This is a genomic window from Spirulina sp. 06S082, from assembly GCF_034932145.1.
In the GTDB taxonomy this organism is placed as follows: Bacteria; Cyanobacteriota; Cyanobacteriia; order Cyanobacteriales; family Spirulinaceae; genus CCY15215.
Genome location: NZ_JAYGHV010000412.1, coordinates 1 through 13,757, shown reverse-complemented (window position 1 = coordinate 13,757; position 13,757 = coordinate 1). Strand labels below are relative to the sequence as shown.

Below are 13,757 nucleotides of genomic sequence, written 5' to 3'. Positions count from 1 at the left end.
AGAGCGAGGAACTAGCTTCGCATTCCCAGGTGTCGTGACCTAAATAACGTAGTACGCTGGGTACTTAGTCTGGTCAGAATGGCTTGTCAGATTTCTCTTTCAAGCCTCACGCCTAAGGGCTGAGGTTTCTGACATTCAAAGTATTGCCAATATCCTGAATTGTATCACGTTTATTATTTTGGCAGTTGTGTCAAGATTTGCTGACAATATGCGATTAAATGCTCGATTTTAGTCAAACAGGCAGCTTGACGCTGTTGTATCGTTGTCTCTTTACGAGAGGCTTGCAAAAAAATGATATCAGTTTGCAACAAACGCATGGTTCGATGAGTCTCAGTATGCAGGGATTGCCATTGAGAAGTATGTTGAGAAATAGTTTGAGAAATAGTTTCTGGAATGTCTTTGGGAATGCTGCGATCGCCATTTTCTACCGTTAAAATTAGAATCTTTTCTCGATACATTTGTTCTAAATCTGTGAACCTTTCTGCGATCGCGCTTTTCCCGTCGGGAGAAGATTCAAGAAAAACCTTAAAGGCTTCTAGATTTTCGAGAAAAATTCCATAATGAGAATCAAGGGATTGAATTTCCATACCTAGTTGAGATAATATAAACTTCTCGTAAATAAAAATTTTCTTCCTGGGTATTCTATCAGTATTAACTTTTTTACGATCGCTGTTTTTTGGAAATTTTACCTAAAATATTCCTCCATATTTATTTTAGATTCCTGCTAGTAACGTTTGAACTAGCCATCTATTATCATCCCATTCACCCCTCTAACCCTCAAATCTTATGAATTCACCTACCATTACCCATCCTTCCCCAACCAATTCTATCCCATTAGGGAGCGACATTTCCCCCATGGGCGATCGCCATATCTCCAAACCCCAGGATCCCAAGCCTCATGATATTCTCCTTCCCGATTGGCTAAATGAATGTCTTATTGCTTACTCTCATCCCCAAAATAGCGATCGCGATCGCGATATTGCCCTCATTTGTCGTGCTTTTAACTTTGCTTATACCCTACATGAAGGTCAGTATCGCAAATCCGGGGAACCTTATATCGCCCATCCCGTCGCTGTTGCGGGTTTATTGCGGGATTTAGGAGGGGATAGCGTTACCATCGCCGCCGGATTTTTGCACGATGTAGTCGAAGATACCGACGTGACCCCCGAGGAAATTGAAGCACAATTCGGACCCCAAGTGCGCCAATTAGTGGAAGGAGTGACCAAGTTATCCAGTTTTAATTTTTCCAGCAAAACCGAACGTCAAGCGGAAAACTTTCGACGGATGTTCTTGGCCATGGCCGAAGATATTCGCGTCATTGTGGTTAAACTGGCCGATCGCCTGCACAATATGCGAACCTTAGAGCATCTTAAACCCGATAAACAACAACGGATCGCTCAAGAAACCCGCGATATTTTTGCCCCTCTTGCTAATCGTTTGGGCATCGGTCGCTTTAAATGGGAATTGGAAGATTTATGCTTTAAATATCTCGAACCCCAAGAATACCGAGATATTCAAGGATTAGTGGCCGAACGTCGCAGCGATCGCGAAGATCGGATCGAAAAAACTATCGAAAGTTTACGAGAAAGAATGCAGGAATTGGGTATTTCTATTCTAGAAATAACGGGTAGACCCAAACATCTTTACGGCATTTATAGTAAAATGAAGAGGCAGCAAAAAGCCTTTGAAGAGATTTACGATATTGCTGCGATTCGGATTATTGGCAATACAAAAGATAGTTGTTATCGTTCTTTAGCTGTCGTTCACGATATTTTCAAGCCCATTCCAGGACGCTTTAAAGACTATATTGGTTTACCCAAGCCCAATCGCTATCAATCCTTACATACAACAGTTGTCAGCGCTACAGGTCGTCCTTTAGAAGTACAAATTCGCACCTTAGAAATGCACCATATTGCCGAGTATGGAATTGCCGCCCATTGGAAATACAAAGAAAGTGGCAATTCGGAACAAACTTCTCCAGATGATGAGAAATTTACTTGGTTGCGGCAATTATTAGAATGGCAAAATGACCTCAACGATGCTCAAGAATATGTCGAGAATCTGAAATCGAATTTATTTGAAGATGATGTTTATGTATTTACGCCCCAAGGAGATGTTATGTCTTTAGCACAAGGGGCAACTCCGGTGGATTTTGCCTATCGCATTCATACCGAGGTTGGCAATCACATGAAAGGGGCAAGAATTAACGGGCGTTGGTCGGTTTTGGATACGCCTTTACAAAATGGCGATATTGTCGAAATTGTCACCAATAAAAATAGTCACCCCACTTTAGATTGGTTGAACTTTGTTGCGACTCCCAGCGCCCGCAATCGCATTCGTCAATGGTATAAGCGATCGCGTCGGGAAGAGAATATCGCCCGAGGTCGAGAATTATTAGAAAAAGAATTGGGAAAAAAGGGATTTGAGGCTTTATTAAAATCCGAACCCATGCGAATGGTTGCGGAAAGATGCAATTATCAAGGGGTAGAAGACCTTCTCGCCGCCCTGGGATATGGCGAAACAACTCTCAATCTTGTGGTTAATCGCTTGCGAGATGCGGTTAAAATAACTCAACCCATTGAACCCGATACTAATCCAAATGTAGCAGAAACAATCGACTCGATTCGCAGTTTTCCCAAAGAAAGCACTTGCAGCAAATCACCGATTGCTGGGGTGGAAGGGTTAATGCACCATATTGCAGGCTGTTGCAGTCCAATTCCAGGAGAAGCGATTATTGGCGTTGTCACCCAACTGCGGGGGATTTCGATTCACCGTCAAGGGTGTGCAAATGTCGAGAAAATGGCGGGCGATCGCCTCATTCCCGTGAGTTGGAATACCCTGGATGGGAAAAGTTGTTCTCCCACCTATCGCGTTAACATTCAGGTAGAAACTCTCGATCGCGTTGGGGTGATGCGAGATGTTCTGGGACGATTAAGCGATGATGAGATTAATGTCTGTCAAGCGGAGGTTAGCACCAGTCCCGGAAAACCAGCTTTAATTACATTGGGAATTGAGATTCGCGATCGCCTTCAACTCGATCGCAGTTTTAATAAAATTCGCCAAATGAGTGATGTTTTAAACGTGCGTCGTATCGAGGGTTAAAGTAAAGGATGAAAATGAACTTATTGGGGAACTTTTTTCGCAGATTGAAACAGTGGAAAGGGTTTATTATTCTTGTTTGTTTGAGCTTTATGGCGATCGCCTTGCGTCCCGCGATCGTTTCCTCTCAAACCCTGCCCAATTTTCCCACGGATATACAGGGATACTGGGCGCAACAATGCGTGCGACAAATGGTCAAACAAGGGGTAATGGAGACATTTCCCGATGATACCTTTCGACCTAATTTGCCCGTCACTCGCGGACAATTTGCCGATATTTTGGTTGCTGCTTTTCCTAATGCTCCAGATGTGAGAAGATATGTAGAAGGAGAGTTTAAAGATATTCCGGAAGGATATTGGGGAACAACGGCTATTGGTCAATCTTTTGAGACTAACTTCTTATCTGGATATCCCGATCGCGTTTTTGCACCTCTCAAGTATATTTCTCGTTCTGAAGTTGTCGTGGCGATCGCCTCGGGTTTCAATCTTTACCAACCCAGTCAACCTGCGGATTTTATTTTATCAGGATATTTTAATGATGTAGAAGATATTCCCGGTTATGCCCGAGAAATTATTGCTACGGCTGCGGAAAATGAATTAATTGTTAACTTCCCCCAAATTCGTGAATTTAGACCCAAATCCCTCGCAAGTCGAGGAGAAATAGCGGCCTTTTTATGTCAAACCTCGGGGACTTCTGGTTTAGTTCCGCCGCAATATGTTATTAATAACAATAATTTTATTCTTCCACCCGAGTTCTTAGAAGAAGATAATCAAAAAGATAATCCGGAATTTAGTCAGCAATTCAATTCAAAACAAAATACTTCTGAAATTAAAACACAATTAATTAGCAATAGTTCTTTACTCCCTATTTCATTCTTGAAACATCCCGATCGCAATTACGATACAGAGTTACGAGGAGTATGGTTAACCAACATTGACAGCGATGTTTTATTTTCCCACAAAAACCTAGAAAACGCAATTTCTCGTTTGCAAGCCTTAAATTTTAATACTCTTTATCCCACGGTTTGGAATGGGGGATATACTTTGTATCCCAGTGCAATGATGAAACAAGAAATTGGCCGCGATCGCGATCCCGAACCCGGTTTGCAAGGAAGAGATATGTTAGCAGAGGCGATCGCGATCGGTCATGCGAAAAAGATGAAAGTTACTCCTTGGTTTGAATTTGGATTCATGTTACCCGCAGACTCAGAAATAGCCCGAAAACATCCCGACTGGTTAACCAAACGCATTGATGGTAATAATATTTGGTTAGAAGGGGGAGTACGCGAGAGAGTCTGGTTAAACCCCCTACATCCAGAAGTTCAGCAATTTATTACGAATTTAATTGTAGAAATTGTTAGCAATTATGATATTGATGGGATTCAATTTGACGATCATTTTGGCTATCCCTCTGATTTTGGTTACGATGATTATACCGTAAAGTCCTATCGACAAGAACACAACGGTTATTTTCCCGCTAATAATTACAAAGATGTAGAATGGATTCGCTGGCGTGCTAATAAGATTACCGAATATATGAAAAGTCTCTTTTTTGCCATTAAAGCCGCCAAAAATAATGTAATTGTTTCTTTATCTCCCAATCCTCAAGAATTCTCTTTAGAATACTATTTACTCGACTGGCAAACTTGGGAAAGAATGGGTTTAATTGAAGAGTTAATCGTTCAACTATATCGCAGCGATCTGAATAAGTTTCGTCGCGATTTATCTCATTCTTCCATTCAACAAGCTAAAAATCATATTCCCGTAGGAATTGGTATATTAACCGGTTTAAGACAGCGTTTTGTCCCCTTCGATCGCATCAAAAAACAAGTTAATGTCGTGAGAAGAGAACATCTTGCGGGAGTCTCTTTCTTCTTCTACGAGAGTTTATGGAATTATACCGACGAATCTCCCGAAAGCAGACAAGCAGGTTTTCAAGAGTTATTCGATCGCCCGTAGGGGTTTGGTCTCCAAACCCTCTCGATCGCCTCACCAATCAATATAATTAATTCTTGCCAAAGGCTCCAAAGCTGCTAAAATAGTGTTACCATAACTGCGGTGATTAACGCGATTATCAAGGAGAGCAACAACCCCTCGACCATCTCTTAAAGGCAACACTGCACGCTGCAATTCTCGCAGGGCAACGGGTAACATATAGTTACGAAACCAATCCTGACGATTATTTTTATAGTAGGCGACTCTAGCCGCAACAAGAGGATTTTCTGTAGAAGGAAAAGGTAAAGTTGCTATAATCAGGAGTTGAGGAGTGGGCAAAATATCTTGATGCGATCGCCAAAATTCCCAGCCACTGACTAAAATGCCATCGGATGCTATATTGGTTTGTTCAACTTGTACTCCAGAACCAAATTCTGCGGCTAAAGTTGCACCAACTTGCCTTCTTAAGGGGGTATCCTCCACCAAAACGATCGCGGGACGTTTCATTGCAGATATCCATTCTGGTTGGTGACGATGGTGGTAATTCTGCCCAAGCATTCCTCCGCGACACAAACGTACTACTTGCTGTAAAAGGGCGCTTTGAAATTCTTTGGTATTGGGGAGAGGGAGGCGATCGGGAAGGTAGAGTTGAATGCACTCGCTTTGACGATGGGGGGAAAACTGCACGCAGGTTAAGTCACCTAACCCCAATTGTTGGCGATAAATGGGGGCATTGTCATCCCAGTCGAGAAACCCTCCCATGATGACAATAGGCTGTTTTTGCCAAACTTTCTCGAGGACGGTTGCCACTTCAATGGGGGCAATGTTAAGGGTAAATTGCGATCGCGTTTTCGTTGCAGAGAGCCATTTTAATTCTCCCTCCTTTTGCCAAGTTTTTAAAAACTTTTGCCATCTGGGAGGACAGCGATCGCCGGATATCGCTGCAAACAAAGTTGCGAGTAATTCTGTATCTTCCTGGGCGATCGCATAACGATTGTGAGGGTTGTGAGGGCGTTGGCATAAATTTTGGGAGAGGCGATCGCGGGTTTGGCTAATGAGGGGTTGGAGATCGGGCAAACTTTCCCTTAATTCTTGCCAATCTTCCGTGCGAATTTGTACAGTTAACTCCTCTCGCGTCCAATCTTCCCAGTCATCGGCAGGATCGATGAGGGTAGGGATATTATCGGGGAAGCGGTTTTCTGCGTCAAGGCGATCGCGCAACCAAGATTGAGGAGAGGTGAGGAGAAGCCCCTTAAAGGTGCCAGAAGGGAGGCGATCGCTAATGAGTATCTCTTTGTCAATTTCCAGCCCTTGTAGGAGTTGAGGCAGGCAATCTTGTAATAATTTCTGTTGTAGGATGGGGGGAGTAACCAGAATAACCGCTTTATCCCAGAGTAACGCCGAACTGAGATAACTAAAACAATAGGTTTCTGTAGTGCATCCTGTTTGCAAGAGAAGCGATCGCCCCAACCGCAGCGATCGCGCCACCAACCTCGCCATGGTTAAATGATGCTGCCAGTAGGGTTGCCCTTGACGGCGTAAAAAAGTCAGTAGAGAATGATGAACTCGGGCTTCTATAGTCACATTGGCAAATAAGAAATGAGGGCGATCTTTATATTTTAGTAGGGGCAATCTTGCTTGAACAAAATGCCCCCACGACAAACAAATTAGCGCGATCGGTTAAATATACTGCACCACGTCTTCGGTAGCATAACGGACTTTTTTCCGGGCTGCAGATTTATCATCTTCGGCGCGATATCCTGCGGGACAAACAACAACACTTTTATAGTCCGTTTCTGTTAATCCTAATACTTCATCGTATTTGTTGGGGACAAATCCTTCCATCGGACAAGTATCGATTCCCAACATAGCCGCACAAGTCATATACTGTCCGAGAGCAATATAAACTTGTCGGGTTGACCAAGCGTTAATATCGAGGGGATAGGGGGGGTTTTCGAGGAAATTTTTAACGACATTACCAAATCCTTGTAGGTTTTCAAGGGGGGTTTCTTGGACTTCTGCCATGCGTTGAAGATAGCGATCGACATCGGCAGCGTTAATATCTTTTTTGATGGCTAAAACGACGAGATGAGAGGCTTCAATGACTTGTTTTTGTCCCCAAGAATGTGCCAATAATTGTTGGCGAATGGCAGGATCGCGAACGACAAAAAATTTCCACGGTTGCAACCCAAAGGAAGAAGGGGCAAGTACAAGACTTTGTTCTAATACTTTCCAAACTTCATCGGGAATTGTTTTGGAATCATCAAACTTTTTGACAGCATAACGCCAATAAAGTTGCTGGTGAACATATTCGGGGGATAATTCGGAAGGAGTCATAAATTTAAGGCAGTGCGATCGCAAAAACAAGTTTTATCGCTCGTTATAATAGCAGAAAATTCCTCGGGATTGCTGCGATCGCTGTAGGGAATGTAGGGACGTAGCATACTACGTCCCTACATTTGGGTTTCTGGGGTGGGGGCGCAATGCTTGTACTGAAATTATGACTGTTCTTCACCTATATCAGCTAATGCCGGCGGTGCGTGTTCTGGAGAACGTAAATCCTCAACTAATCGTTGCACTTCTAACGGCGGCGGTGGAGTTAAACGGGAGACAATTAAGGTAATGGTAAAATTAAGCATCATCCCCACTGTACCGATTCCTTCCGGCGAAATGCCAAACATCCAAGTAGACATCCCGTAGAATTTCACGCCGATGATATAAAAAGCTGTAAATGCTAACCCGATAACCATACCGGAAATTGCACCTTCCTTATTCGCCCGCTTATCAAAAATCCCCAAAATAATCGCAGGGAAAAAACAGGCCGCCGCTAACCCAAAGGCAAATGCAACTACTTGTCCGACAAAACCGGGAGGATTTACGCCAAAATAACCTGCGATCGCCACGGCAAATCCCACCATAATTCTCCCCACCATCAAACGTTGAGACTCGGACGCATTGGGGTTAACAATGCGAAAATAGACATCATGGGCAATGGAACTGGAAATCACCAATAATAACCCCGAAGCCGTGGATAAGGAGGCTGCAAGTCCTCCTGCTGCAACGAGGGCAATTACCCAGGGGGCAAGATTGGCCATTTCTGGGTTAGCAAGAACAATAATATCGGGATCGATGGCGATCTCGTTGCTTTCTTTAGCGGGAGTTAATTCGATGCGTCCGTTATTATTTTTATCTTCAAAGGCTAATAAACCAGTCTTTTCCCACTTTGTCGCCCAATCCAATTCTTGAATCTGTTCGATGGATTTTCCGTGCAAACTGTCAATGAGATTATAGCGGGCAAATCCGGCGATCGCCGGTATTGTTGAGTATAGCAGGGCAATAAATAACAGCGCCCAACCTGCCGAATATCGTGCCGCCCGAGGGCTAGAAACCGTATAAAAACGCACGATAACATGAGGAAGTCCCGCCGCCCCCACCATCAAAGCAATGGTGATGAAGAGGACATCCAACATAGATTTATTGGCGAAGGGTTGGGTATATTCGCTGAAGCCGAGATCGACGCTAATTCCATTGAGTTTCTCGACAATATCACTAAAAATGAAGGCGATTTGAGGGAGGGGTATTCCGGTGAGAATCCAGGCGATCGCGAAGGCGGGAATCAAATAGGCGATAATTAAAACCGTATATTGCGCCACTTGGGTCCAAGTAATGCCTTTCATGCCTCCCAAAACCGCAAAGAAACCCACGACAATCATACCGATGACCACCCCTGCACCGATAGGAATTTGCAAAAAGCGGCTAAAGACAATGCCCACTCCCCGCATTTGTCCAGAAGCGTAGATGAGAGAAACAAAAATTGCTGCTACGACGGCCACTAAGCGGGCGGCGGTAGAATAATAGCGATCGCCGATAAAATCTGGGACGGTATATTTCCCAAATTTTCGCAGGTAAGGGGCGAGGAGAAGTGCCAAGAGGACAAACCCTCCCGTCCCTCCAATTAGATAAATCGAACCGTCATAACCGAGGAAGGAAATTAACCCTGCTATTGAGATAAAAGAGGCCGCAGACATCCAATCTGCGGCGGTTGCGGCACCGTTAGCAATGGCGGGAATACCTTGTTCGGCAATAAAAAAGCCTTTGCTATCTCGTACCCGCGATCGCCAACCAATATAGGTATAAAGGAGAAAAGAAAGAATAACAAACAAAAATGTCCACGCTTCTACAGTCATGGTTTTCAGGTTTTAAAGTTTATGAAGATTCAGTTCGTTTCATTCTTCTTCTGGGCTAGAGGTGTCGCGATCGACTCGATATTTGCGATCGAGTTTGTCCATTTGGAAGGCATAAATAAAGATTAATATCACGAAGATAAAAATTGTTCCTTGTTGTGCCATCCAAAATCCGAAAGGAAGGTTTCCGATGCGAATATGATTAAGGACTTTAACGAAAAGGATACTCGCCCCTATGGATGAGATCGCCCAAACAATCAAAAGATTCCGAATTAAAGCGATATTAGCACTCCAATAGGCTTTTCTCTGTTCTTTATCCATGTTTTGCTAACACTTAATACCAAAAACGAGTTCAGTGTACACCAAAATGGTCTAGAGGTTTTACTAGCACAATTAATTTATTTAGGCTGGATTTAGTAATATTTTGTAACAAAATACGAAAAATAGATATTGAGGGGAATTAAAATAGGCGATCGCGCTTAAGCAGATGTCGCTAAACCCGTTGTTCCATAGCCAGTATAAGGGCGCTGGTAGGGTGGAAGCAATCCGATAATAATATCTTCTTTAGGAATCCCCATATTAACCAATTCTTCAGCAATATCCACCTCAGTCATATTACGCTGAATCCAAATTTTGCTTTCTTTGATATCTAGATGGATAAAACAGGCATAAATTCGCTCATGATCTTGCCAACCGATATCTAATAAGAGGTAGCGATCGCGTTCCCGATCAAAAATTAATTGACTTTCAATATCAGTATTTTCTGCTCCTTTTTCACACTCTTCAGTTAGCAATTTACAAATACATTTGCGATAATGTTCTACTCTTTCCATTTGATGATTTCCTCCTGATATGGATTGTAAATAATTAATTTTAGTTGATTAAGTTTGACTGCTTCTTGAACAAATCTTTCTTGAAAAAAAGAGTTAAATGTGTTTAATGGTACAGCCTTTCTCAATCCGAATGGTTAGCGGATCTGCGGTGATTTTCCACTGTTCTTTTTGGAGTGCTTGTTTGACAGCATCATGGAATAAATCTTTTGCAGCCATTGTCGATCGCCTTCGTCTTTGCTATTCTCTGGTTTTACTGTTCTTGGAAAACTTCGGTACTTCTTACATATTGTATCATACGATTGGTAGGAATGGGAATTAGAAGGATATCCTTAAATCGTGAACCTTTTGGGCGCAGGCATCGTACCCAAAAGGTTGTAATATAAATGGTGCTATAATCCGATTGGCAAAAACTAAAGCAATTGGAAATTTAGGTAACAGTAGAATTTGCTTGGGCAATAGCAGGAGTAGATTCTGCTTTGGGTTGAGCTTGGGTAGTTGTAGTTGCGATCGTTAAGATCGCAATTGTACCAACAGTTAAACCAAGAGTAAGATTGCGTAATGTATTTTTCATTTTTTGATTGTTTGCTATATCTGTTTCATTGTGATATAGCTACTCTCAGTTTGACAAGTCGGAAAAAGACGGATAATGTTATCAGAAGTGTTAGGAGAAGAGTTAAATAAATCAAATGTTTATGCTGCAATTGAACGTTTAATTTAGTATAAATTGTAACAGGAAACAAAAATATTATCGGAAAAACAAAGTGACACGCTTTATTCACGATCAATTTGCGAAACAATATTTAACCGAACTTCTTTCCCCTCTCGGTACAGTGGAAACCAGTAAAGATATTTCCTCAGAAGTCCGTCAAGTCGATCTGTTATTTACCCCCTCCGATCCGCGATCGCGCGATCGCGAAAATTTGGGACTTCTCGGACGCTTAACCGCCACAACTGGCATTTTTGAACCTTTCCGCAACCCTGTCAACGATAGTGATATTCGCGCTTGCATGGGGAAATTGTTTACCCTTCATGCAGAATTGGAACGAGAGGCCAAACGAAAAAAAAGTCCTCTCGGTGAAACTCAACTTCCTCAACTCTGGATTCTCACACCGACAGCCTCTGCCAATTTACTACAACGTTTTCATCCTCTCCCATCCACACCCAATTGGGAAGGAGGTGTTTACTTTTTAGGAGTCGGTTTGAAAACTGCTTTGATTGTTATTCATCAACTCCCACAAACCCCTGAAACATTATGGTTGAGACTTTTAGGACGAGGAAGCGTACAAAAACAAGCCGTTAGCGAACTCGAAGCCTTGCCCAAAGCCAACCGATTGCGAGAAAATGTCATAAAATTAGTACAAGAACTCATTTCTCTGTTAGCCAAACGACAGAACCAAGACCAAAACTTAGATCGTGACGATAGGGAGTTAATTATGACCTTAACCCAAATGTACGAAGAGGCAATGGCAGAACTTCGCCAACAAGCGAAAGAAGAAGGACTTCAACAAGGACTTCAACAAGGACTTCAACAAGGACTTCAACAAGGACTTCAACAAGGCAAAGCAGAAGGAGCACGAGAAGTAAAGTGCCATTTAATTCAAACTCTTCTCCGCATTCGCTTTGACATATTAGATGATGAACTTGCTGCGATTGTCAAGGCGATCGCCAGTCTTGATTCCGAAGAATTTACGCCATTACTATTACAACTGTCCCGTGGGGAATTACTGGCACGATTTCAGGATAAAGTATCTCCCGATACAGAAAAAAATATTTAGCCCCTTACTACCTTTCTCTAGCTGGAAAATGCGATCGCTTTTTCTCCTATTCCTCTCTTTCTTCATTCCTCATTGATAATTATTCACCGATCGTTGTTCATTGATAGGAGACTGATGGCATATACAACCCAACAACTCATTTCTATTCTCGATCGCGAAATGCAAGCAGGTTGGCAAGGCGATCGGGTTTTACTGTCTGCGAAAGAACGCTTTAACGATCCCGTTCTTTCCTTAGTATTAGGTCACGATAAAATTAGTAAAGTCTATGCGTATCGAGAATTTCGCGAACAAATCCACCATTACCAACACCAATACAAAGTTTCCGGTTTGATTTGGCGAACTTGTCGATTTAAAGAAGAAAGTATTTCCTATCCCGAATTACACAATCAACTCGCGGCTATTCCCGAAGACAAGGAAATTTTACAGGGATCGAAAGAATCAGTATTGCAGTTTTGGCGGCGACATAGTCAGAATTTAAAATTGTGGTTGTTGGGTAAAGAACAACAGCGAATGACTAGAGAAATGGTCGAAGAATTGGCAAAAGAAGCGGAATGGGCGGAAATGGATACAACTTTAAATGAACTCTATATAGGGCTATGCTGGGGCAATCCTCAAGAATGTCGCTATCAATGGGCAATGCCCGAGTCGGGATGTCGTCGTATTGCGGCGGTTCCGAATGAACCTAGTGCGATTAAAATTTAGAAGGAGGTGTGGGGACACTCAAATCCTCGCCCCTGCCCATTGTAATTTCTCTCGTAAAGTTTGATAAAAAGAGTGCTTTTCTCGCAAAATAATAAACTTAGCGTAACAGTCCGCCATGCGAATGCAAATGTGCTGTTCGGGAAGAATAGAAGTGGCTAAAACCCCATCCATCCAGAGTTTTGTACTTAATTCCGGATCTCCCGACTGCCAAATATTAACGATCGCCCTTGGAGGCAAAACAATGGGACGAATGGATAAACTGAGGGGACATATCGGAGTTACCGCGAGTGCTTCCATGCCCGCGTGCAGGATCGGACCATTGGCAGAAGCATTGTAACAAGTGGAACCCGTCGGCGTTGAAACCAGTAAACCGTCACCGTGATAGCGATCGACGATTTCCCCGTCTACTTCCATCTCTAACAAACAAGTCGGCATCCGGTCGATACTGGCGGGTTTAATGCCCATTTCGTTCAAACAGAGAAAGCGATCGCTGACTATTTCTGGGTTAATGCGATCGCCCTTCCAGAGATAACTTTGTAACATCATGCGCCTTTGTACCGCATAGCGATCGCCTAACAAACGCTGCCAAAGGCGATCGGTGTCCTCAAATTCTTCAAAAGGTTCCGTCAGAAAGCCCAAATGCCCCCCCACATTCACCGAGAGGATAGGAATGCCTTTCGGGGCGAGATGGCGCGCTGCAGCCAAAGCAGTCCCATCTCCCCCCAACACCAAAGCTAAATCGATCGGCTGCAGGGCAGAAGCGAGGAAGACGGGGTAAGGGTTGTCGTGAATGCCGCTAGGTCCGATGAGAACTTTGCATTGAAACTGTTCGAGTTCTTTGGCGCATTTTTCTGCCCATTGTTTACTCTCAATATTATTCGCTTTGTAAACAATGAGGACTTGTTGCAGTTGCATAATGGGAAGGTGATGAGTTGAGAGGGCAAATTAACAATATCCGGACTCTCAGCAATTTCAAGAAATTTTTGCGAAATATTCCATTTTTTAAGCCGATCTTGCTTTTTTGGTCATGTTTCAGGATTTCTTCTCGTTTTGCGATCGCCTGTCGGGTAAGTTGGGTTGCAATATCGCCTTTGCAAGTTTTTAAAAACCGCAAACCACCTCTTTCTATAAACAATTATTAATTTTGTAATGGTACAGCACCACTTTGAAGTAACGCGATCGCATAAGAAGCAGCAACATCACAAGCATAAGATCGCCATTGCTCAACCT

12 protein-coding genes and 1 pseudogene are annotated in these 13,757 nt (G+C 43.0%); 4 read left to right on the top strand and 9 right to left on the bottom strand.

What is annotated here, in order from left to right; genetic code table 11:
• Nucleotides 1-173: 173 nt before the first annotated feature.
• Complete coding sequence (gene patD / locus VB714_RS25060; RefSeq protein ID WP_323227743.1) at nt 174-587, bottom strand: heterocyst frequency control protein PatD; 414 nt, start codon at nt 585-587, stop codon at nt 174-176.
• A 268-nt stretch (nt 588-855) separates the two neighbouring features.
• Here patD and VB714_RS25055 point away from each other — a divergent pair, with 268 nt between their 5' ends.
• A complete protein-coding gene (locus VB714_RS25055; protein WP_416309791.1) occupies nt 856-3,102 on the top strand; it encodes a RelA/SpoT family protein in 2,247 nt (748 codons plus the stop codon).
• Nucleotides 3,103-3,110: 8 nt separating this feature from the next.
• The gene (locus VB714_RS25050; RefSeq protein ID WP_323227739.1) at nt 3,111-5,057 is read left to right on the top strand and encodes a glycoside hydrolase family 10 protein; all 1,947 of its coding nucleotides are present in this window, start codon (nt 3,111-3,113) and stop codon (nt 5,055-5,057) included.
• Between the two features lie 30 nt (nt 5,058-5,087).
• Here the strand turns inward: VB714_RS25050 and VB714_RS25045 are convergent, their stop codons facing one another.
• The 7 genes and pseudogenes from VB714_RS25045 to VB714_RS25010 all read right to left on the bottom strand — a co-directional run bounded on the left by VB714_RS25045 (nt 5,088) and on the right by VB714_RS25010 (nt 10,621).
• Nucleotides 5,088-6,665: a helicase C-terminal domain-containing protein gene (locus VB714_RS25045; RefSeq protein WP_323227738.1), complete on the bottom strand. Its 1,578-nt coding sequence runs from the start codon at nt 6,663-6,665 to the stop codon at nt 5,088-5,090.
• Nucleotides 6,666-6,713: 48 nt separating this feature from the next.
• Entirely contained in the window at nt 6,714-7,370 is a 657-nt protein-coding gene (locus tag VB714_RS25040; protein ID WP_323227736.1) for an NAD(P)H-dependent oxidoreductase, read from the bottom strand.
• Nucleotides 7,371-7,531: 161 nt separating this feature from the next.
• The gene (locus VB714_RS25035; RefSeq protein WP_323227733.1) at nt 7,532-9,220 is read right to left on the bottom strand and encodes a sodium:solute symporter family protein; all 1,689 of its coding nucleotides are present in this window, start codon (nt 9,218-9,220) and stop codon (nt 7,532-7,534) included.
• A gap of 39 nt (nt 9,221-9,259) precedes the next feature.
• Nucleotides 9,260-9,538 carry a DUF4212 domain-containing protein gene (locus tag VB714_RS25030; protein ID WP_323227730.1) on the bottom strand — a complete coding sequence of 93 codons (279 nt, stop codon included), beginning with the start codon at nt 9,536-9,538 and terminating at the stop codon, nt 9,260-9,262.
• A 158-nt stretch (nt 9,539-9,696) separates the two neighbouring features.
• Complete coding sequence (locus tag VB714_RS25025) at nt 9,697-10,050, bottom strand: XisI protein (protein WP_323227727.1); 354 nt, start codon at nt 10,048-10,050, stop codon at nt 9,697-9,699.
• Nucleotides 10,038-10,266: pseudogene (locus VB714_RS27605) on the bottom strand (element excision factor XisH family protein). The gene VB714_RS25025 and the pseudogene VB714_RS27605 overlap by 13 nt, the downstream one beginning before the upstream one ends.
• A 211-nt stretch (nt 10,267-10,477) precedes the next feature.
• Nucleotides 10,478-10,621 (bottom strand): hypothetical protein, encoded by a 144-nt coding sequence (locus VB714_RS25010; protein WP_323227719.1) that lies wholly within the window; start codon nt 10,619-10,621, stop codon nt 10,478-10,480.
• A 190-nt stretch (nt 10,622-10,811) separates the two neighbouring features.
• Between VB714_RS25010 and VB714_RS25005 the strand changes: the two genes are divergently transcribed.
• A complete protein-coding gene (locus tag VB714_RS25005) occupies nt 10,812-11,825 on the top strand; it encodes a hypothetical protein (RefSeq protein ID WP_323227716.1) in 1,014 nt (337 codons plus the stop codon).
• Between the two features lie 114 nt (nt 11,826-11,939).
• A complete protein-coding gene (locus VB714_RS25000) occupies nt 11,940-12,527 on the top strand; it encodes a hypothetical protein (protein ID WP_323227713.1) in 588 nt (195 codons plus the stop codon).
• A gap of 18 nt (nt 12,528-12,545) precedes the next feature.
• Here the strand turns inward: VB714_RS25000 and VB714_RS24995 are convergent, their stop codons facing one another.
• Complete coding sequence (locus VB714_RS24995; protein ID WP_323227710.1) at nt 12,546-13,442, bottom strand: NAD(+) kinase; 897 nt, start codon at nt 13,440-13,442, stop codon at nt 12,546-12,548.
• Between the last annotated feature and the right edge of the window lie 315 nt (nt 13,443-13,757).